17 protein-coding genes and 1 tRNA gene are annotated in these 20,024 nt (G+C 67.8%); 7 read left to right on the top strand and 11 right to left on the bottom strand.

The features are described from left to right. The first annotated feature begins 111 nt into the window (after window positions 1-111). Both ACT53Q_RS05450 and ACT53Q_RS05445 read left to right on the top strand, forming a co-directional pair. Window positions 112-1,029, top strand: a complete 918-nt coding sequence (locus ACT53Q_RS05450; protein WP_476185644.1) for a branched-chain amino acid transaminase — start codon at window positions 112-114, stop codon at window positions 1,027-1,029. A 22-nt stretch (window positions 1,030-1,051) separates the two neighbouring features. Next, on the top strand, window positions 1,052-2,353 hold the full coding sequence (locus ACT53Q_RS05445; protein WP_476185643.1) for a C40 family peptidase: 1,302 nt from the start codon (window positions 1,052-1,054) through the stop codon (window positions 2,351-2,353). A gap of 100 nt (window positions 2,354-2,453) precedes the next feature. Here ACT53Q_RS05445 and ACT53Q_RS05440 read toward each other — a convergent pair whose 3' ends face one another. From ACT53Q_RS05440 to ACT53Q_RS05390, 11 genes are all read right to left on the bottom strand, one after another. Beyond that, window positions 2,454-3,770 carry a sensor histidine kinase gene (locus ACT53Q_RS05440; RefSeq protein WP_476185642.1) on the bottom strand — a complete coding sequence of 439 codons (1,317 nt, stop codon included), beginning with the start codon at window positions 3,768-3,770 and terminating at the stop codon, window positions 2,454-2,456. Then, window positions 3,757-4,440: a response regulator transcription factor gene (locus ACT53Q_RS05435; protein ID WP_476185641.1), complete on the bottom strand. Its 684-nt coding sequence runs from the start codon at window positions 4,438-4,440 to the stop codon at window positions 3,757-3,759. Before ACT53Q_RS05435 ends, ACT53Q_RS05440 begins: the two co-directional genes overlap by 14 nt. 294 nt (window positions 4,441-4,734) lie before the next feature. After that, entirely contained in the window at window positions 4,735-5,676 is a 942-nt protein-coding gene (gene rimK, locus ACT53Q_RS05430; protein WP_476185640.1) for a 30S ribosomal protein S6--L-glutamate ligase, read from the bottom strand. A 528-nt stretch (window positions 5,677-6,204) separates the two neighbouring features. Next, a complete protein-coding gene (gene hxsA, locus ACT53Q_RS05425; RefSeq protein WP_476185639.1) occupies window positions 6,205-6,867 on the bottom strand; it encodes a His-Xaa-Ser repeat protein HxsA in 663 nt (220 codons plus the stop codon). Then, complete coding sequence (gene hxsC, locus ACT53Q_RS05420) at window positions 6,852-8,039, bottom strand: His-Xaa-Ser system radical SAM maturase HxsC (RefSeq protein WP_476185638.1); 1,188 nt, start codon at window positions 8,037-8,039, stop codon at window positions 6,852-6,854. Before hxsC ends, hxsA begins: the two co-directional genes overlap by 16 nt. Further along, window positions 8,039-9,538, bottom strand: coding sequence for a His-Xaa-Ser system radical SAM maturase HxsB (gene hxsB / locus ACT53Q_RS05415; RefSeq protein WP_476185637.1), 1,500 nt, complete (start codon window positions 9,536-9,538; stop codon window positions 8,039-8,041). The genes hxsC and hxsB overlap by 1 nt, the downstream gene beginning before the upstream one ends. Then, complete coding sequence (locus ACT53Q_RS05410) at window positions 9,535-9,837, bottom strand: hypothetical protein (RefSeq protein ID WP_476185636.1); 303 nt, start codon at window positions 9,835-9,837, stop codon at window positions 9,535-9,537. Before ACT53Q_RS05410 ends, hxsB begins: the two co-directional genes overlap by 4 nt. Before the next feature lie 202 nt (window positions 9,838-10,039). After that, window positions 10,040-12,739, bottom strand: a complete 2,700-nt coding sequence (locus tag ACT53Q_RS05405; protein WP_476185635.1) for an XVIPCD domain-containing protein — start codon at window positions 12,737-12,739, stop codon at window positions 10,040-10,042. A 74-nt stretch (window positions 12,740-12,813) separates the two neighbouring features. Next, window positions 12,814-13,272 carry a hypothetical protein gene (locus tag ACT53Q_RS05400; protein WP_476185634.1) on the bottom strand — a complete coding sequence of 153 codons (459 nt, stop codon included), beginning with the start codon at window positions 13,270-13,272 and terminating at the stop codon, window positions 12,814-12,816. A gap of 262 nt (window positions 13,273-13,534) precedes the next feature. Continuing rightward, window positions 13,535-13,608 (bottom strand) — tRNA-Gly (locus ACT53Q_RS05395). Between the two features lie 70 nt (window positions 13,609-13,678). After that, window positions 13,679-15,478: an autotransporter domain-containing protein gene (locus ACT53Q_RS05390; protein ID WP_476185782.1), complete on the bottom strand. Its 1,800-nt coding sequence runs from the start codon at window positions 15,476-15,478 to the stop codon at window positions 13,679-13,681. Window positions 15,479-15,706: 228 nt separating this feature from the next. Between ACT53Q_RS05390 and thiS the strand changes: the two genes are divergently transcribed. From thiS to ACT53Q_RS05365, 5 genes are all read left to right on the top strand, one after another. Continuing rightward, window positions 15,707-15,907 (top strand): sulfur carrier protein ThiS, encoded by a 201-nt coding sequence (gene thiS, locus ACT53Q_RS05385; protein WP_476185633.1) that lies wholly within the window; start codon window positions 15,707-15,709, stop codon window positions 15,905-15,907. A gap of 72 nt (window positions 15,908-15,979) precedes the next feature. After that, window positions 15,980-16,777: a thiazole synthase gene (locus ACT53Q_RS05380; protein WP_476185632.1), complete on the top strand. Its 798-nt coding sequence runs from the start codon at window positions 15,980-15,982 to the stop codon at window positions 16,775-16,777. Next, a complete protein-coding gene (gene trmB / locus ACT53Q_RS05375; RefSeq protein ID WP_476185631.1) occupies window positions 16,774-17,589 on the top strand; it encodes a tRNA (guanosine(46)-N7)-methyltransferase TrmB in 816 nt (271 codons plus the stop codon). The genes ACT53Q_RS05380 and trmB overlap by 4 nt, the downstream gene beginning before the upstream one ends. Then, window positions 17,586-18,044: a hypothetical protein gene (locus ACT53Q_RS05370; protein WP_476185630.1), complete on the top strand. Its 459-nt coding sequence runs from the start codon at window positions 17,586-17,588 to the stop codon at window positions 18,042-18,044. Before trmB ends, ACT53Q_RS05370 begins: the two co-directional genes overlap by 4 nt. A 2-nt stretch (window positions 18,045-18,046) precedes the next feature. After that, a complete protein-coding gene (locus tag ACT53Q_RS05365; protein ID WP_476185629.1) occupies window positions 18,047-19,888 on the top strand; it encodes an SLC13 family permease in 1,842 nt (613 codons plus the stop codon). The last annotated feature ends 136 nt before the right edge of the window (window positions 19,889-20,024 follow it).

Here is a 20,024-nt window from a genome sequence, read left to right as displayed (position 1 = left end):
GCGGCCCGGGGGCGCAACCCTCCGGGAAGCCCGTCCACGGGCTTCGCGGCGCATGAAAAAGTGCATGACACGCTCTAGAATCGCGGTCTTTCCCGCGCACGGAACCCGGTCATGGCCCAGCAATACCCCGAGTGGATCTGGCACAACGGCACGATCAAGCCCTGGGCCGAAGCCACCACGCACGTGATGGCGCACGTGGTCCACTACGGTTCGTCGGTGTTCGAGGGCATCCGCTGCTACGACACGCCCGACGGCCCGGTCATCTTCCGCCTGACCGACCACAACCGCCGCCTGTACGCCTCGGCCAAGATCTACGACATGCCGCTGCCCTACGGCCTGGACGCGATCAACGCCGCCTGCCGCGACGTGATCAAGGCCAACGGCAACACCACCGATTACCTGCGCCCCGTCGCCTATCGCGGCCTGGGCGGTTTCGGCCTGTCCGCGGAAACGCCGGTCGACATGGCCGTCGCCACCTGGAAGATGGGCCAGTACCTCGGCGCCACCGTGCTGGAGGAAGGCATCGACGCCTGCGTGTCGAGCTGGCAGCGCTTCGCGCCGAACACCCTCCCGGCCGGCGCCAAGGCCGGCGGCAACTATCTCTCCGGCCAGCTGGTCGCGCGCGAAGCGCGCCGCCTCGGCTTCGGCGAAGGCATCGCACTGGCGTCCACCGGCCTGCTCAGCGAGGGCGCCGGCGAGAACCTGTTCCTCGTGTTCGACGGCGCGCTGCACACCACGCCGGTCAGCGCCGCACTGCTCAACGGCATCACCCGCAACACGATCATCACCCTCGCCCGCAACGCCGGCATCGACGTGATCGAACGCGACCTGCCGCGCGAATACCTCTACCTCTGCGACGAACTCTTCATGTGCGGCACCGCCGCCGAGATCACCCCGATCCGCTCCGTCGACGGCCGCCAGGTCGGCGCCGGCAAGCCGGGCCCGGTGACGCGTCGCCTGCAGGAGCTGTTCTTCGGCCTGTTCAACGGCAGCACGGCGGACAAGTACGGGTGGCTGGAACGGGTGTGACACCGGCGACGCGCAGAGGCGGGTGACGCCGCCCGCCCGATCGTTCGGCCACCGCACGCCATCGTCCTGCGCGCCCGCGACCTGCGGGCGCGCGCTCCCTGCGCATCCGCATTCGCCGGTCGTCGATGATCGATCCGATCGCGCGCACGGCCGCGCCGTCATTCTGGTTCACGTCAAAAAAGCGCTGACCGGCGATTGCGCCACCGCGATCGTCGATGCACATTCGTTGGCGCGTACCGGCACGAGGGAAGCCGTGTACGACCGTCGCAACGCAAGCCCGGCAGGCCATGCCGGGCGTCGCGTCGCGTCCACGGCGCAGGGAACGGGCCGCATGCGCGCGCCATCCGCGTCGCTCACCACGCATGTCATCGACGACAGGGAGTTTGCAAAGATGAACCACAGGAGCCTCATCATCGGCGTCGTTCTGGCGATCTTCTTCGCGGCATTCGCCAGACCCGCCTCCGCGGACTGGTATTTCGCGAACGCCAATCCGGCCGTGATCTTCTGCTACGAAAAGGTCGACGCCTACGGCGGCCTGTACATGATCCGCACCGGCGTGCTCAACGGCACCACCACCACCCAGACCGGCGTCGCCGAATTCCATCGCCGCAACAGCGACGGCACGTTCACGCCGCAGTTCTCGACCACGATCAGCTCGCCGCCCGGCGTGTGGAAACTGGGCGAACCGGGTTATCTGTCGCTGTACTTCAACGACCGCTTCAAGTTCAGGCTCAACGGCACCCAGATCTTCCAGATCGACGCTTCGGCCGTTCCGTATTACCAATATCACTGCAAGGTGAAATACACCGGCGTCGTCGCGATCGATTCGGCGCTGGGTTACGGCCTCGCGCAACTGGATGCGCCTTACGTCGGGGCCAACAACCCGTTCCGATTCGGATCTCCGGGCGATGGCAGAACCCACCAGGCGCTGCCGCAGAAAAAGTACCTGGCCCCGCTGGGGGTGAGTGGCTTCGACTGTTCGGGCCTGGTGACGATGATGTACCAGCACGCCGGCATCGCATTCAAGCCGGAGTGGAAATCGTCGGCAGGCATGGAGACCTATTTCACGCCCATCACCGCGGCACAGTTGCGCCCGGGCGATCTGATCGTCAATGGCGGCACGCACGTCGCGATCTATCTCGGCGACGGCGACAACGACGGCATGGCGTCGGTGCTGGAAGCGACGCCGTCCTCGCCGAACGTGCCGGAGGGCCAGGTCTACGTGAAAGGCGTGGTGATCAACGACGCCAGCAAGTATCTGCAGGCCAACGGCACGCCGATCCCGGGCAACGGTTACGTGCTGCGTCGCGTTCCGGGCCTGTAAGCGCGACCCGGCCTGCCATCGGGCATGCCGCCCGAATGCGTGCGACGGCACGATGCCCACATCCTGCAGTGGCGGGATGTGGGCTGCGGCAAGTGCGGACTCACGCCCCGAACGTCAGCGTCGCGATGACGCCCTTCTCCGCCCCCGGCACCACGCGCACGCGCCAGCCGTAGAGCGCGCACAGGCGGCGCACGATCGACAGGCCGATGCCGCCACCCTGCGTGTGCTCGGCGTGGCTGCCGCGATAGCCGCGTTCGAACAGGCGCGCGGCGTCTTCGGCGCTGAGGCCCGGGCCGCTGTCGATCACGTCGACCGCGGCGTCGCCCAGGCGCACCACGACCTCGCCCTGCGGCGTGTACTTCACCGCGTTGCCGATGAGGTTGCTCAACGCCACCGTCACCGCAGCCTCGGGCGCATCGACGACGAGCTGCCCCGGTGCGCCGTCGAGGCGGAGTTCGAGCGGCTTGCCGGCGAGCTGGCCGCGATGCGCATCCAGCAGTTGTTCGGCGATGCGGCCGACGTCGGCGGCGCCGTGGCCGCGTTCGTTGCGCGACAGCAGCAGCAGCGCGCCGATCAGGTCGGTGCACTGCTGTTCGGCGCGCTGGATGCGGCGCAGGCGCGTGCGCGTCTTGTCGTCGAGATCGGAACGCGCGAGCAGCAGTTCGGCCGCGCCGCGGATCACCGCCAGCGGCGTGCGCAGTTCGTGGCTGACGTCGGCGTTGAACTCGCGGTCGCGGCGCACGACGTCGGTCAGGCGTTCGGCATAGTCGTCCAGCGCCTTCGCCAGTTCGCCGACCTCGTCCTCGGCGAAATGCGAGGCCAGCGCTTCGGGCTCCGCACTGCGGCCGGAACGACGCAGGCGCTGCGCGAGTTCGGTCACGGGGCTCATCACGCGAGACGCGGCCCAGAGGCCGACCAGCAGGGAAATCAGGGTGAAGACGCCAACGCTGAGCATCAGCGCGCGGATCATGCGGCTGCGGATATCGTCCGCCCGCGTCAGATTCTGGGCGAGGAAAAACCAGTACTGCTTGTCCTTCTTCACCACGAGTCGATAAACGAAAGCCTCGCCGCCTTCTTCACCGTTGATCTTGTAGACGCCAGTGGGAAGTTCGGCCCATTCCGGCGGCACGTTGGCGCGTTTGTCAGGGCCATAGACGATCGCGCGGAAGTCATTCAGCGGCGCCCATTCGGCGTCGTGATCCTTCATGAATCGCGCCGCATATTCATCGACGTTGCGCTTCAACGCTTGGCCGACCGTCTGTTCCTCGACCTTGTCGGACAGGTACACGGCCGCGAACGCGAACAACGACGTCAGCCCGAACCCCAGCAGCAGGAACGAGAGCACGATGCGGCTGCGCAGCCGCCGGCGGTAGGCCGGGCGTCGGCGCCGGGGAGGGACGCCGTCAGCTGGAGGCATCGGGTGCGGCGATGCGGTAGCCGATGCCGTGGCGGGTCTGGATCAGCGGCACGCCGAACGGCTTGTCGACCATCGCGCGCAGGCCGTGGATGTGCACGCGCAGGCTGTCGGAATCCGGCAGTTCCTCGCCCCAGACGCGGGTCTCGAGCTCCTGCCGGGTGACGACGGCCGGCGAGGCCTCCATCAGCGCCTGCAGGATCTTCAGCGCGGTCGGGTTGAGCTGCAGCAGCTTGCCCTGCCGACGCACTTCCAGCGTGTCGAGGTTGTATTCGAGGTCGCCCGTTTCCAGCACCCGGGTCTGGGTGCCCTTGCCGCGGCGGGCCAGCGCGTTGAGGCGCACTTCCACTTCCTGCAGCGCGAACGGCTTGATCAGGTAGTCGTCGGCGCCGGAATCGAAGCCGGCGATCTTGTTGTCGAGGCTGTCGCGGGCGGTGAGCATCAGCACCGGCGTCTGCTTGCGGGCCTCGCCGCGCAGCTTGCGGCAGACCTCCAGCCCGTCCATGCCCGGCAGGTTGAGGTCGAGCACGATCGCGTCGAAGTCGTGCACCACGGCCAGGTGCAGCCCGGTGATGCCGTCGGCGGCGAAATCGACGGTATGGCCGCGGTCTTCCAGGTAGTCGCCGAGGTTGGCGGCGATGTCCTGGTTGTCTTCGATCACGAGAATGCGCATGCGGAAAATCCTTCGGAGGTCTAGCTCGGACCGGTCGCTCCGCGGGCAGTTCCCGCGGGCGCCGGAGACCGCGTGCGGACATTCTGTCACACGCGTCGCGGCACGCCGGCGGGTGCGCGGGACGCCGTGCACGGGCGCACGCGTCATGCAAAAAAGGGCCCGGGCGACGCGTGCCGCCCGGGCCGAAGGTTGGGTGTCACCCCGATGTGCCGGTTCTGCACCTGCCCTGACGAGGATGGGTGGAATCACAGGAATCGGCCCGGACACGCTACGCCCGGCGCGATTAAAGGGGTGTTAAAGCGGCGTGACAGCCGCCCGCTGGCGGGTTGACGCGCGTTTCCGTTTCGCGGCTTTTGCCTTCTCTTTCGTCGAACTTTCGATGTGTTCGACGATCTTTCCCGCCACATCCACCCCGGTCGCGGCCTCGATGCCCTCCAGCCCGGGCGAGGAATTGACCTCCAGCACGAGGGGCCCACGACGGGAGCGGATGAGGTCCACGCCGGCCACGCCCAGCCCCAGTGCCCGCGCGGCGCGCACAGCGACCGCGCATTCGTCGGGCTCGGCGACCACCGCCTCGGCCGAGCCGCCGCGGTGCAGGTTCGAGCGGAAGTCGCCCGGCGGCGCCTGCCGGCGCATCGCCGCCACCACCTCGTCGCCGACCACGAAGCAGCGGAGGTCGGCGCCCTCGGCCTCGGCGATGAACTCCTGCACCAGGAAGTTGGCGTACAGCCCGCGCAGGGCCTCGACCACGCTGCGCGAGGCGGACGGCTTCTCGGTCAGGATCACGCCCGCGCCCTGGGTGCCCTCGTTGAGCTTGATGACATGCGGCGGCGGGCCGAGCATCGACAGCAGGTCGGTAGTGTCGTCCGGGTTGTCGCCGAACACCGTCATCGGCATGCCGATGCCCTCCGCCGCCAGCCGCTGGTGCGCCTGCAGCTTGTCCCGCGCGCGGACGATGGCCTCCGCCCCGTTCGGGGTGACGCTGCCCATCAACTCGAACTGGCGCAGCACCGCGCAGCCGTAGCGGGTGATCGACGCCCCGATCCGCGGCAGCACCGCTTCGTAGCCGGAGATCGACCGCCCCTTGTAGTGCATGTCGAAGCCGTCGCTGGCGATGCGCATGTAGCAGCGCAGCGGATCGAGCACGCGCGCACTGTGCCCGCGCGCGCGCGCGGCCTCGACCAGACGACGCGTCGAGTACAGCTTGGCGTTGCGGGACAGGATGGCGAGTTTCATGCGGACGCTCCGTCGGGGCGGGCGATGCCAGCCTGCCGCGGAATGATGACAGTTCCCGCCGCGGCCGTCCGCGCGGGCATTGCCGATGACGGCGGCCCGCCAGCCTGCGACCGAGGCACGCTCGATCGACCGGGCTGGAGCGGACACAGACGGCGTCCAGGGCACTGGCCATGGACGCCGGCACCCGGCTGCGCAGGCGGGCTGTGAAATCGCCGGAACCGATGCGCCGCGGCAGGCGACCCGAACGATGCGAGCCGTGGAAACCATGCGAGCCATCGCTCGCACGCAAGCGATGCCGTTTCGACAGCCGCATACGCAAACGGCGATCTTCGGGGAGATCGCCGTTGCGGAAAATCTGGAGCGGGTGATGGGAATCGACTCCTCAGCCGACAAACCCAACTCACTCAATCACTTACCAACTACGGCGGGCGCAGAAAATGGCCCCCAAGGTGGTTCCCGGGGAAGCTGGAGCGTAGCGGAGACTTCGTGTCTGCATCAACGTACGCACGCGCGACCCTCGTCTTCCTCTTACGGCACCAAGGCCACCCCCAACGCATTGAGGGTCTCGGTCGTCATCAGGCCCGAAGCCTTCAATCCATGCGCCGCCTGGAACTTCCGCAGCGCAGCCTTGGTGGACGCATCGAATTCGCCGCTGATCGCGCCCGGGTCGTATCCCTTCGAGAACAGCGCCGCCTGCACCCGCATGACCATTAGCGCAAGCTGATCCGAGCCTGCGCGTGGCGCGGCGCCCCTAAGGGTTGGCTCCATGGCCGTCGATGAGCCATCGTCGCTCGTCCAGCCGTTGCCTTGTGTCGAGCTTGGCTGCAAGGTCGATGTGCTGCTGGCTCCGGTCGACGATCGCGTGGTCCTGGGCTTCGGCGGCACATAGGGTGCGGGCGCCGGAGGTGGCGGCACGTAGGTCGACGGAGCCGTCGAGCGATAGCCGCCACCGCTGCTCGAATAGTGCGAGCTGTGCGAACTGTGTGAGCTATGGCTGCTGTGCGAGCGGTGTCCGGCGTAGAGATTGTCGATGCCGACGTTCAACGGCGCTGTCAGCGTCGTCGCATGTTCGGCGTCATGGACTGCGAGCGCCGCCAATGCAGTAGAACGCGCATCCGGTGCATCGGCGTCGTGCAGGCTTCCTTGCAGCGCCGCCAATGCCGAACCCGTCAAGCTCAATGCCTTGCGCATGCTCCTTCCTCCATTGTCACGGGAACGATCGATCGGCTGGTCCACTCGGGCGTGATCCAGCCAAAAAAGCCCGCACACCGTGGTTTCAGCGCGCAACCATCGCATGCCGGCAGGTAGTGCTGTTTCCAATCGGAGATGCTGCGCTGCGCGAACGGTCGCAGTGGCTCAGGCAGCGTGCACAGCGGCAGGTTGTAGAGCGACACCCGCATGCCTCGTCGCGCCAGGAAGCCCACGGCGTCCAGCAGCGGCGGCCCCGCATCCACCGGGTCGACCCAGAGGGCATCGCGGTGCGCCTTCGCGAACCCGACGGGCTCGGTGCCCATCAGGGCGACATGCTCGACGAACGGCAAATTCCGGTAGAGATAGCGGGCGATGTCGGGTAGTCGCTCGACTGTCGGCTTCACCAGCACGACGCGCACCTCGATCTTCTGGCCGGCCTCGTGCAGGGCATACAACCCCCGCATCGTCTGAGCGAAGGCACCAGGGCGCTGAACGACGTAGTCGTGTAGTCCGTAGTGGTCGCCGTAGAGCGGCACGCCCCAGCTCAGCGAAGGATGCCGATCGCGGAACGACTGCGTATAACGGCGGTCCTCCAGCAGGCGGCCATTGGACAGGATGTGGACATGCGTATCGGGGAGCGTGCTCGCACAATGCTCGATCAGCCGCACCAGACCGTCGCCCAGCAACGTTGGCTCACCGCCGCTCACGGCGAGCGACGGCTCCTCCTTGTCGACGAGGTCCACCAAGTCGATGAGTTGCTGCACGCGCCAACCGTCGTCGACGTCCCGCGGCGGCTGCGAGCACATCAGGCAGTAGCTGTTGCAGCGTTCGGTCGCGAACAGCACGTTGCCATTACCGCCGCGCCGGTAGCGCACTGAAACTTTCGAACTGCCGGGGCGGACTTCGACGACATCGCCCGGCCGGACGATGTCCTGATTGTCGAGCAGCGCGACCTGCGCCATTCCCTCGTCGCACGGCGCCTCGGGCGCCGTCACGAAGCCTGCCCAGGGCAGATGGAGCAATGCATCGATGCCTCGCGTCGCACGCAGGTCCAGCACCATACGTTCGAGTGGGAACCTGCCGGATGCGAATTCGGCCAGGCCGGCCACCTTGAACAGTCCGGCGCGCGACCAGCGACCCGACCACCGAACCCTGGCGTCCAGAGGCAGCATCAGGCGGCCTCCTCGAACATCGGCGGGGCAATTCCGCCCGCCTGACGCAGGCCCCATCGTTCGAGCACCGCGCGATCGTGGTCGCTGCCCTCCTCCCAGCGTTGCAGGAGCAGGTCGAACAGCCCCATGTGCTTCGCGCAGAAATCACTGCTCGGCCGATGACCGACCGTGTCGCCCTGTCGCGCGTAATGGTCGATCGGGTCCGCGCCGCAGAGTGGGACATAGGCACAATCGGCGCAGGTCGGCAGCGCCTCGGCGACGCCGGCTTCCAGCACGCGCTGCATCGCAGGCGAGGCAAGCAGTTCGGACACCGGTTGATCCACGTGCCCCATCGCGAAAGTGTGGTCGCCCATCGCCGCGAGCATGCGCGCTTCGTCGGAGGGATAGACCTGACTGTCGTAGTCGTAGACGACCGCGCCGAGCCCGGCACCGGTCGGCGAGCGCAGATCGACATACCCGTGCGAAAAGGGCGTGAGCAGCTGCGACATCAGCAGCGCGCCATGGACCTCTTCGAGCGCATATCCCTCTCGGTTGACGGCCATGATGTGATCCATGGCCGTGGCGTAGAAACGCAGGAAGTCGTGGATCGAATATCCGCTTCTCGCCTGTGTCCTGCGCGCGAACCCGTAGGGGCTCAGCGGGCGCAGGAAGATCGCGTGCAGACCCTGCTTCCGATATTCGTCGATGATCTCCTTCGGCACGGCTAGGCTGCGCGCCGTCAACGTGGTCAGCGCCGACACGGCATCCGCACCCAGCACTTTGCGTCCGCGCTCGATGCCTTCGATCGTGCGTCGATAGCTGTCGCGTTCCGGGCGCGGCCGATTCGCGTTGTGCAGCCACTCCGGACCGTCCAGCGATGTCGACAGCTGGAACCCGTGGTCTTTCATGAAGGCCAGTTGGTCTTCGGTCAGGTCGTGCAAGGTCGAGGCGATGACGAAACGGATGTCGCGCCCTTCCGATCGATTCCGGTGCGCGATGGCCTCGGTCAACGCCCGGACCCGCTCGAAGTGGAGCAGCGGCTCGCCTCCCTGGAATTCCACGGTCAAGGTCTTCGACGGCCACTCGAACAACCGGTCCACCGCATGAGCGGCCGCTTCACCGGCCATGTCGAATCGGGTCTCGGATGTCGGTTGGCGCGAGACTTGGCAATACGAGCACGTGTGGTGGCAACGCAACGAAACCACGAAAATGTGCAACGCCGGGCCCGCGCGAAGGCAGGACTTACGGGTGCGGTATTGGGACAGCAGCGGCACCAAGGTCGTGCGCGAGGGATCGGCCGCAATCAGGTGCCGGGCCTCCATCGAAGCGTAGAGCGGCTCGTCGGGGTCCAACTCGCCCGCAACCGCCCGATCCAGATCCGACCGGGACAGGATCAGCCAATCGCCCGCGAGCGAGGTTGCCAGGACACGACTCTGGTCCCACGGCAGCCGGCGAAAGCGCATCGGCAGCAGGCGATATGTCGCATCGCCCGCCAGCGCCTCGCGCGATGCAAACTTCACGCGGCGGGCTCCACAGCAGGGTTTGCCTCTCGCAGAGCTGTCTTCACCAATATGGCGTGAAGCGTCGCGGTTTCGGCGCGAATCCTGGCGCGAAGGCGCTCGTCCAGCAGGTCGTTCGCGAAACGTCGTGCGAGATCGGCGGTTTCGATCTCCGCCCGCATCGGCGTCAGCCTCACCTCGACACCCGTCCCCGAGCGCGCCAGCTCCGCATAGAACTCGCCGGTGTAGCGATGCATCGCCCTGGCGATTGTGTCGTCGTCGAACAACGCGGTGTCGACTTCTACGCGGACTGTGTCCATCCCGCTCTATGCCTCCCCATGGCAATGGCCAATGCTGCCCCGAGGCGATATTTCATGCAACTTTTCGCGGCGAATTACCCTCTCGCAACGCCGAAATCAATAGAACACGCCTATTGTCGTATAGCCCCAGCCTGATATCGACGACATGCGCTCGGCTGCGTCACCACGGACGACAGATTGCCTTGCCACATATCCGCAGGCGTCACGCCAACCGCGGACCCTTCGGCGCTGGTCCGTCCGGCCCGTCAATCCCTTGCGTTTGCGTCGGCGGTTGCAGGTTCTGCGCCAGCGCTTGCTTCTGGTTGATGGCTGCGACGTTCTCGCTGCTGTGCTCAAGCCTCTGACCCGCCAACAGCCCGACATCGCCGGCGGCGGTCTTCGCCCACGGCGCTGACAAGTCGGCCGTGTCGCTCATCCCAACTCTGGTGCCATCCGGCGTGAACTTCGCCGCGCCGATCGTCTCCAAGCCGCGTTCGCGGGCTTTCTCGACCAAGCCGCCCGCCAGCTGGCGGCTGAACTCGTCGGGCTCCCGACCAAGCTCCTTGTCGCGTTCGTTAACAGTGCGAAACAACGTGGCGAACATGGCGTGGTTCTGATGGGCCGGGTTGTCGAGCAGCAACGTGTCAGTCCGCCCAGGCTTCGCCTCTTCCTTGACCGCTGGTTCGAGGTCGTCCGTCTTGCCGCTGCGCCCGCCGGGCGTGGCCGCCGTCGATGCCGCCATGCGGATGGCTGCCTGCGTCTCGTCCTGCGACAACCCGGCCCGGTTCGCTTCGCGCTGTGCTTGGGCCTGTCCCTCACGCGCCTGCGCAGTGGGCGCCTCGATCGCATGCGGCGCGCCCTTCAGAGCCGACTCGGTGCGATGGATGTCGGCGGCGGTGGTCGTGGCCGCCACGCGCACCACCCCGTCGCCCTCGATCTGGAGGTGCTGGATCGGCGTGTTGATGTCGTAGCCGCTGGCAGGCCGGGGCTCCAGGGCCAGCGACGTCGCCGCGGGGTTGATGCCCTGTGCTTCGCGCGTCTCCCTCACCGCCTGATAAGCCGCCTCGAACCGCTCGGGGTTCGGGTTCACGCCATTATCGCTGTATAGCTGGCGCAAGTTCGCGCGGTCCTGCTGTTCCGGTGTCGGCGGCTGCCACGGCTCGATCCTCGCCAACGCCTCTTGGTGCTGCGTGAGCGCCGGCAGCAGACGCTCGCGCGTCGCTTCCAGCTCGACAGCGGTGTTGCCGCGCGCCGGCTCGCCGTCGTGCGACCACTGCCCTTGTGCATCGCGCACATACTGGCGTTGGTCGGACGCTTGCAGCGTGTCCGGGTTGAGCGCGGTGCGAACGACGTCCGGTTCCGGGCCAAAGCTGTCCCACCCGTTTCGCCGGTGGGCGATCTCGTAGCGGGCTGCCAACGCCGCCGGGCCTTCGGTGAGGTTGCGGTCGATGACCTGCGCCGCCTGCCGGTCAAGCTCGGCCGCACGCGCGGGCGAAGCGAATTCCGGCTCGGCTTTCCAGATCGGCGCGTCGTTGCGGTCCAGCTCGTCCGCCACGGAACGCGACCATGCTCCAGTCTCCGGGCTGCGCGTCCAGTCGCGGTGGTGGAGATGCGCCGGATCGCGCTCGTTCGCCGGCTGGACGAAAGGGTTCTCGGGATGCGCCTTGTGGATGGCCTGCCCGACCGCCTCGGCACTCGCGAGCCGGCTCAACTCGCGCGCCTTGTCCGACTGCGCGGCAAACGCCTGCGAATGGACCTGGTCCACGCCGTCGTCGCGCAGATCGGCCTTGAGGTCGTCGCGGATCCACTGCCTGCCGTTGAATTCCCAACCGACGCCATCCCGGTCTTTCTGGTGGCTGATCTTGCTGGCGTCCAGATAGCGCGCGCCGCGGTCGAAGGCTTCCGTCAGCAGATAGCCGTCCGCAACCACCAACGCGAGCGCCGGCCCACCGCTGACGCCGACCGCCGCGGGCGTGAACATCGCGGCTGCACCGCCGACACCGCGGGCGACATAGTGCGTGGCTTCGGACTGCGCGCCGGCCGGGTTGTCCTGTGCGAACGCCGTGCTGATGCGATCGCCCGTTTGCTTCGCGTCGTAGGCGGCCGCCGCGACCCCGAGGCCGGCGAGGCCGGCGGTCGTGCCGGCGCGGCTGAGGTTGGGGAACAACGGCTCCGACAACGCTTGCGGTCCGGTGGTATGCCACTCCGCCCATCGAGCTTGCCCCGCCTGCGCATGCTCGGTCGGTGGGTTCATCCGCTCGGCGAGACGGTGCGTGGGCTCGGTAAACCTCGGTTGTTGCCCGTCGATTCCCGTTTCTGCCAAGTAGTCGCGGCTGTCGAGGCGCAGAACCCGATTTTCGGTGCGCAGCACGTCGTCGCTGAGCGGGACGCGCAGGTCGGATGCGTGTTCGCGCGCTCTGCTCACGATGAGGTCGAACGCGGCTTGCTGGCCTTCCCGTTGACTCAGGCCCGCCAAGGCTTCGCGGGGGAGACCCTCAACAACGGTCACGTTGGGGTTCGCGAGGATGTGCGGGACTTCGACGGCGCCGAACACACGGCTCGGATTGGCGTCGTGAACGATGGCGCGCACTTCGCCGTGAGTGGCGTCGGCGAATCGACCCGAGGCATCGGCCCAAGGACCCTCGGTCGGGTGATACAGCCACTCGGTCGCAGGACCTCGGTAGGATCCATCGACCAGTTTGTCGACATCGACGTCGTATGCATCGGCGAGCGCGTTGTAGAACTCCCTCGATTCGAGGAACTTGGCCGCTTCGCTCTTGTTGATGACGCGGATGTCTTCGCCCGCGTCCACCATCGCGGTGATCACGTCGGTCGACCAAATGTCCTTGGCCGCCGGTCCGCTGTAGAGAACCGTCAAGCGTCCAGGGGCGTCGGCATCGACCTGTGCCGCGAGTTCTCTCAACTGCGCCGAAGTCCGATATCCGTCCGGTTGCTCCCTCAGCAGTTCCCTCGCCTGCTCCGACGTCAGAGGCTGTGTCACAGGATGCATCCCTCGGACACGTCCACTTCAGCCTTGTATTCGGTGTGCTTCGAATAGGCACCGCCGAAACCGTGGTGCACGCTCAAGGCCTCAGTCAGATCCTTCAGGAACTCTTCTCTGAACGGCTTCAGTTCCGCCGGCAGTCCTTCGCCACCATTGACCCACACGAGGCTCCAGCGGGACCAGCCCGCTCCGCGACGCTCGCCGCCGCTTTCCAGGAGGTCCAGGCGCAGCGTCAGCAAAGAGCCCCGCCATCGGAAGGACCACGTCGTTCGATTTCGAAGCTCCGGTTCCGCTCCGCCACCGTGCGCGATGTTTCGCAGGTAGCTGTCGCGATCACGGTCGATCACCCAGTCCCGCGCTTGGGTGCCGCCCACGATCTGGGCTTCGTCGATCTTCCGGAGCCCGTAATTTTCAACGTCGGTCGTCGAGATGAATTCGCTAGTGAAAGGCATGCCCTTCTCCAATGCTGTTCGAAAGGACTGGCTGGTCCGGCTTCCACATACTCGCCGGCAAGGAAGCAATCAAAGTGCCGGATGTGGTTTCGCGTTGTTCTACGGCGAAAAACCGCCCATCGGGGCCCGACATGCAAACAAGCGCATCACGTACGGCCTCGACGAGGAGCTCGCTCCTGTCCGCGAGCCCACGCAGTTTGCACGGGGTTCGCCCCCAAAACGACAACGGCGACCTCCGGGGAGGTCGCCGTTGCGGAAAAACTGGAGCGGGTGATGGGAATCGAACCCACGCTAGCAGCTTGGGAAGCTGCAGTTCTACCATTGAACTACACCCGCGGAGCGTCTTCAGTGTAGCGCCTCCGTCGTGGGCCGCAAGTTGCGGGCCACGACGAGGATGGACGCTGGATCAGAACGACTTGCCGACGGTGGCGAAGACGCTGGCGTCGTGGCCGACGCCCTGTTCGGTGGTGACGCTGGCGCCGATGTTGGCGTCGAGGCCGAACAGTTCGGTGCGGGCGCCCATCTGCAGGGTCATGTAGCTGTCGTCGAACTGCACGCCGGGCACCGAGTACGGCAGGCTGCCGGTGATGCTCTGCGAGCGGGCCTGGGCGTCGCGCGGCGCGTCTTCGTGCTGCGTGTCCCAGGTGAGGCGCGCGTAGGGCACGAGGTGGTCGTCGATGCGGTAGCTGGCCTGCCAGCCGAGGCTGGTGATCAGCGAGTCGTAGCTCTGGTCCGGGTAGGCCAGCGAGGTCGACTCGGTCGGCCGGTTTTCGGCGTAACCGTCGACGTCGATGTTCTGCGACAGCACGCTGAGCACCGGGCCGTGGGTGAGCTTGTCGCCCTTGAAGTCGTAGCCGGCGTTGATCGCGAGGGTGAGGTTGGTGCCGTCGGGCGAACCGGTGTGGGTGCGCTTGACCGGGCCGATCCACACCGAGCGGTTCACGTCGTAGCTGCTCTGGGTGTAGCTGAGCTGGCCGGTGGCCCAGAAGCGTTCGCCGTACCAGCCGCCGAAGCCGCCGAGGGTGACGTCGGTCTGGTCGAAGTCGCCGTTGCGGTGGCCGAAGTCGTAGCCGTTGCGGCCGAGGCCGCCGAACGCGCCGTAGACGAAGTTGCCGCGGTTCCAGTCGACGCCGCCGGTGAGCGACGGGCCCATGCCGTCGTACAGCTTGCCGTCGTCGTAGCGCTGGAAGTCGCCGCGGGTGTCGACCCACCAGCGGCGGCCGTCGCCGTCGGGCTTGCCGCCGACGTGCGCGGACACGCGGTCGGCGCGAGCGCGGCCGATCACGCCTTCGGTGTGCGGCAGCAGGCCGATCAGGCGCGGCGCTTCGAGCACGGAGATCGCGTACTCGGAGAGCATCTGGTGCGCGCGGCTGGTCGGGTGCACGCCGTCGGCGAACAGGTAGGTGTTCGGCGCGTCGGGCGAGACCAGGCTGGTCGGGTTGCAGGTCAGCGAGTTGGCGGTGATCTGCGGCTGGCAGGCGGTACCGGTGATGTTGCCGAAGCCGTAGGCCGCCGGGTTCGCGGTGATCTCGCGGATCAGCGTGAAGGTGTCGACCGGGATCACGTGCAGGTTGTTGCTGGCCAGGCCGCCGAACAGCGCGCTGTTGTAGCTCTGGGTCAGCGCGGTGCCGGACGCCTGGGCGGCGGGGCCCTGGGCGCGGAAGCCCGGGGTCACGCCGAGGTCGGGAATGGTCGGCACCAGGATGTAGCGGGCGCCGGCGTTCTGCAGCGTGCCGACGATGCCGATCTGCGCGGTGACGGCATTGGCGATCGTGGTGGTCGGATCGGCGCCGGCGTTGGTGATCGCGAACAGGTCGTTCGCCCCGCCCCAGACGGTGTACAGCGCATGGCTGTCGGCACGGCCGCCGTTGGCGGTGAGGTAGTTGTTGACCTGGGTGGCCAGCGACGGGATCGGGCCGAGCGCACCGGTGCTGTTCACGCCGACGCGGGCGCCGCCGGCGGCGTAGTTGGTGCCGGTCTGGCCGTTGCCGTTGGGCGCGGCGCTGGTGCCGTAGAAATCGGCGAGGTACTGCGACCAGACGAAGCCCGGGTTGGTGGTGAACTGGCCGGTGACGGCGCGGACACTGGCCGGCAGCAGCGGGCGGAAGAAGCCGCTGTCCGTCAGGCTGTCGCCGAAGAACACGGTCTGGCTGTACGGACCGGCCGCGGCGGCCGGCAGGGCCAGCGCGGCGCTCGCGGTGAGCACCGCGACCGACAGGGCATTGCGGATGGGCCGGACGGCCCGATGCTTGGACGACATGAATCCCACTCCCGAACTGATGGAAAAAAGAAAAGCGTGTCGCAGGGCTCCGGCCTTTGTGGGGATACGCTGCCGGATGGTGGCCGCATCGTTTCACGAAGGCCTGTATGACTCAAGTGTGACAAGGGCCCCGGACGACTGGGCAGGTGGGCGGGTACGGGCGACAATCCGGGCATGGACATCCGGCTCAACGGCACCCCCCTCGCCCTCCCCGCCCCCTGCACCCTGGCCGAGCTGCTGGCCGCCCAGGGCCTGGCCGGACGCCGGGTCGCGGTGGAGGTCAACGGCGACATCGTCCCCCGCGGTCGCCACCCCGAGCACGTCCTCGACGACGGCGACGTGGTCGAGATCGTGCATGCCCTCGGCGGCGGCTGACCGGCCCCGCAGCATGCGCACCGCGGGCGTCGTGCCGCCCCCATCGCTGCGGCGATGGGCGATAATTGCGCGATGACCGCGCATACCCCCTACGACGACCCGCTCGTCATCGCCGGCACGACGTATCGCTCGCGCCTGCTCACCGGCACCGGCAAGTTCAGGGATCTCGACGAGACCCGCCGTGCCACCGACGCCGCCGGCGCCGAGATCGTCACCGTCGCGATCCGCCGCACCAACATCGGCCAGACCCCCGGCGAGCCCAACCTGCTCGACGTGCTGCCGCCGGACCGCTACACCATCCTGCCCAACACCGCCGGCTGCTACACCGCCGAGGACGCCGTGCGCACCTGCCGGCTCGCGCGCGAGCTGCTCGACGGCCACAAGCTGGTGAAGCTCGAAGTGCTGGGCGACCAGCGCACGCTGTTCCCCGACGTGGTGCAGACGCTGAAGGCCGCCGAGCAGCTGGTCGCCGACGGCTTCGACGTGATGGTCTACACCAGCGACGACCCGATCCTCGCCAAGCGCCTCGAAGAGATCGGCTGCTGCGCGGTGATGCCGCTGGCCGCACCGATCGGCTCGGGCCTGGGCATCCAGAACCGCTGGAACCTGCTGGAAATCATCGAAAGCGCCAAGGTGCCGATCCTGGTCGACGCCGGCGTCGGCACCGCGTCCGACGCGGCGATCGCGATGGAACTCGGCTGCGACGGCGTGCTGATGAACACCGCCATCGCCGGCGCGAAGGACCCGGTGCGCATGGCGCTGGCGATGAAGCTCGCGATCGAGGCCGGCCGCCACGCCTTCCTGTCGGGCCGCATCCCGCGCAAGCGCTTCGCCTCGGCCTCGTCGCCGGTCGACGGGCTGATCGGATGACCGACACGATCCACGCGCCCGAAGACGACGCGTCGGACGACGACTCGCTGCATGACGGCCGGCCGGACGACGGCCTCGACGCGCAGGGCCTGCACAAGCCGTTCACGATCACGCCCGGCCAGCGCCAGATCCGCAGCTTCGTGCTGCGGCAAGGGCGCTTCACGGAAGCGCAGCAGCGCGCGTTCGACATCCTGTGGCCACGGTTCGGTCTCGACTACACCGGGACGTTGCGCGATTTCGACGCCGCGTTCGGCCGCCATGCACCGCGGGTGGTGGAGATCGGCTTCGGCAACGGCGAAGCGCTGCGCTTCGCCGCGCAGCACGACGCGGCGCGCGACTACATCGGCATCGAAGTGCATGCGCCCGGCGTCGGCCGGCTGCTGAACTGGCTGGACGACGACGGCAGCGACCACGTCCGCGTCTACCGTCACGACGCGGTGGAAGTGCTGGAGCACGAGATCGCCGACGGCGCGCTCGACGAGATCCGCATCTACTTCCCCGACCCGTGGCACAAGAAGCGCCACAACAAGCGTCGCATCGTGCAGCCCGCATTCGCCGCCCTGCTCGTGCGCAAGCTGCGCATCGGCGGACGCCTGCACCTGGCCACCGACTGGGAAGCCTACGCCGAGCACATGTGGGACGTGCTCGATGTCGTGCCCGGCCTGCGCAACGTCGCCGGCCCGCGTGGCGCGGTGCCGCGGCCCGAGTGGCGGCCGCAGACGCATTTCGAGACCCGCGGTCAGAAACTCGGCCACGGGGTGTGGGACCTTCTCTACACACGGACCGAAGGCGACGAGGCGACGGGCGGATGACGACGCTCACGGCAACGACGACGCGCAGCGCGGACACCTTCATCGGTGCGCTGGCGTTCGGGTTGCTGGCGCCGGTCATCGCCGGCCCCGTGTCCGCGCTGTGCTTCTTCGCGGACCGCATCGACGGTGCGGAAAGCGTGCTCGCCCTCGTCTTCGTGGCGGCGATCGTGGCCTATCCGATCGGTGTCGTGCCCGCGGTCCTCGTCGGCCTGGTCGCGGGCCGCTGGCGGCGACGACTGCACCATTTGCGTTTCCGGATCGGATTGATCCTGCTGTCCGGGCTCGCGGCCGCGCTGTGGGTGGCAGCACTCGATCGATGGTGGCCGGCCTTGCCGCCCCATGATCCCGCCTTCGCCGCGTGGTCGGCCGCGCTGGGCGCGGCGGTCGCCTGCACGGTGCTCGTCGCGCTCGCGGATCGCGACACGTCCGCCCCTCGCCGGCCCATGCGCGACTGACGATGGAGAACCAGCTCACCCTCACCAGCGACATGCAGCTCGTGCTCGGGCTGACGGTGCTGACGATGGTGCTGTTCCTGTTCGAGCGCCTGCGCGCGGACGTGGTCGCGCTGGTGGTGCTGGTGTTGCTGGGCCTGACCGGGCTGGTCGAGCCGGGCGACCTGTTCAACGGTTTCGCAAGTAACGCGGTGATGAGCGTCATCGCGACGATGATCCTCGGCGCGGGCCTGGACCGCACCGGCGCGCTCAATCGCCTCGCCGGCTGGCTGCTGCGGCGCGCGCGCGGCGCGGAGACGCGGCTGCTGCTGTTCACCTCCGCCATCGCCGGGCTCAACTCGTCGGTGATGCAGAACCCGTCGGTGATGGCGCTGTACCTGCCGGTGGCCTCGCGGCTGTCCTCGCGCACCGGCATCCCGCTGTCGCGCATGCTGCTGCCGATCGGCGCGGCGATCGTGATGGGCGGTGGCCTGACGATGGTCGGCAACTCGCCGCTGATCCTGCTCAACGACCTTCTGCGCACCGCGAACGACAGCCTGCCGTCCGGCCTGATGACGCTGAAGCCGCTGCCGATGTTCGCGCCGATGCCGATCGGCGCCGCGCTGCTCGCCGCGGGGCTCGCGTACTTCCATTTCTTCGGCGTGCGCCGGCTGCGCGACGACGACAGCGACTCGGGCGTCACCCCCGCGCTGACCCAGAGCTACTTCGCCAGCGCCTACGGCATCGACGGCGAGGTATACGAGCTGACCGTCGGCGCCGACAGCCCGCTGGTGGGCATGTCGCTGCGCGAGACCGAGGACCTGCACGACGCGCCGACGATCCTCGCGCTGAAGACCGGCAACGAATCGCGCCTGGCGCCGCCCGGCGACGCGCGCATCTGGGTCGGCAGCGTGCTCGGCGTGATGGGGCCGCGGCAGGCGATCGTCGACTTCGCGCAGAACCGCTTCCTGCGCATGAGCGGCCGCCTGCGCGAGTTCGCCGACCTGTTCAACCCGGCGCGCGCCGGCATCTCCGAGGCGGTGATCCCGCCGACCTCGACCTGGATCGGCAAGACCGCCACGCAACTGCAGCTGCGCAGGCGCCTCAACCTGCGCCTGCTTGCGATCAACCGCGACAAGCAGGTGCTGCGCGAGGACGTGCGCGAGATCCCGCTGCGCGCCGGCGACCTGCTGGTGCTGCACAGCATCTGGACCGACCTCGCGCAGTCCGCGGGCAACCGCGATTTCGTGCCGGTCACCGACTACCCGAAGGCCGAGCAGCGCCCGCACAAGTTCAAGATGGCGATGACGATCTTCGGCATCACCATGGCGATCGCGCTGTCCTCGCGCATCCCGGCGTCGGTGGCGCTGATGACCGGCGTCGCCGGCATGCTGATCACCGGCGTGCTGAAGATGGACGAGGCCTACGCCGCCATCAACTGGAAGACCGTGTTCCTGATGGCCTGCCTCATTCCTCTTGGCTGGGCGATGGACTCCAGCGGCGCCGCGGCGTGGGTGGCGGCGCACACGCTGGACCGCCTGCCGCAGGGCACGCCCACGTGGCTGCTGGAAATCGCGGTGGGCCTGCTGACGACCGCGTTCTCGCTGGTGATCAGCCATGTCGGCGCGACGATCGTGATGGTGCCGGTGGCGATCAACATCGCGCTCGCCGCGGGCGGCAATCCGACCTCCGCGGCGCTGATCGTCGCGCTGTCGGCGTCGAACAATTTCATGACCGCATCCAATCCGGTGATGTCGATGATCGTCGGTCCCGCCGGTTATTCGGCGAAGGAACTGTGGCGCGTGGGCGGGCCGCTGAGTCTGATCTACACCGTGGTCGTGGTGCTGATGGTGAACCTGCTGTTCTGAGCCGGCTGTTCCGGGCCGGCTGTTCCGGGCGTGGCTCCGGGCCGGCCGGCCCCTCCCGCGTCCGCCTGTAACCGTTTTTTCCGTATGCAGGCACGTGCGGCGGCGCCCCGCTGCGCACGCCCGCCCGGCGAAGGGC

The organism is Lysobacter sp. DMC97, assembly GCF_056313745.1.
The sequence above is the reverse complement of the archived record's forward strand: the minus strand, read 5'-3'. Positions and strand labels throughout refer to the sequence as shown.

Excerpts from the sequence above, each read along its gene's own strand:
- ACT53Q_RS05450 (WP_476185644.1), top strand. The coding sequence starts at position 112 with ATGGCCCAGCAATACCCCGAGTGGATCTGGCACAACGGCACGATCAAG.
- ACT53Q_RS05440 (WP_476185642.1), bottom strand. The coding sequence starts at position 3,770 with ATGCCTCCAGCTGACGGCGTCCCTCCCCGGCGCCGACGCCCGGCCTAC.
- ACT53Q_RS05435 (WP_476185641.1), bottom strand. The coding sequence starts at position 4,440 with ATGCGCATTCTCGTGATCGAAGACAACCAGGACATCGCCGCCAACCTC.
- rimK (WP_476185640.1), bottom strand. The coding sequence starts at position 5,676 with ATGAAACTCGCCATCCTGTCCCGCAACGCCAAGCTGTACTCGACGCGT.
- hxsA (WP_476185639.1), bottom strand. The coding sequence starts at position 6,867 with ATGCGCAAGGCATTGAGCTTGACGGGTTCGGCATTGGCGGCGCTGCAA.
- hxsC (WP_476185638.1), bottom strand. The coding sequence starts at position 8,039 with ATGCTGCCTCTGGACGCCAGGGTTCGGTGGTCGGGTCGCTGGTCGCGC.
- ACT53Q_RS05410 (WP_476185636.1), bottom strand. The coding sequence starts at position 9,837 with ATGGACACAGTCCGCGTAGAAGTCGACACCGCGTTGTTCGACGACGAC.
- ACT53Q_RS05400 (WP_476185634.1), bottom strand. The coding sequence starts at position 13,272 with ATGCCTTTCACTAGCGAATTCATCTCGACGACCGACGTTGAAAATTAC.
- thiS (WP_476185633.1), top strand. The coding sequence starts at position 15,707 with ATGGACATCCGGCTCAACGGCACCCCCCTCGCCCTCCCCGCCCCCTGC.
- ACT53Q_RS05380 (WP_476185632.1), top strand. The coding sequence starts at position 15,980 with ATGACCGCGCATACCCCCTACGACGACCCGCTCGTCATCGCCGGCACG.
- trmB (WP_476185631.1), top strand. The coding sequence starts at position 16,774 with ATGACCGACACGATCCACGCGCCCGAAGACGACGCGTCGGACGACGAC.
- ACT53Q_RS05370 (WP_476185630.1), top strand. The coding sequence starts at position 17,586 with ATGACGACGCTCACGGCAACGACGACGCGCAGCGCGGACACCTTCATC.
- ACT53Q_RS05365 (WP_476185629.1), top strand. The coding sequence starts at position 18,047 with ATGGAGAACCAGCTCACCCTCACCAGCGACATGCAGCTCGTGCTCGGG.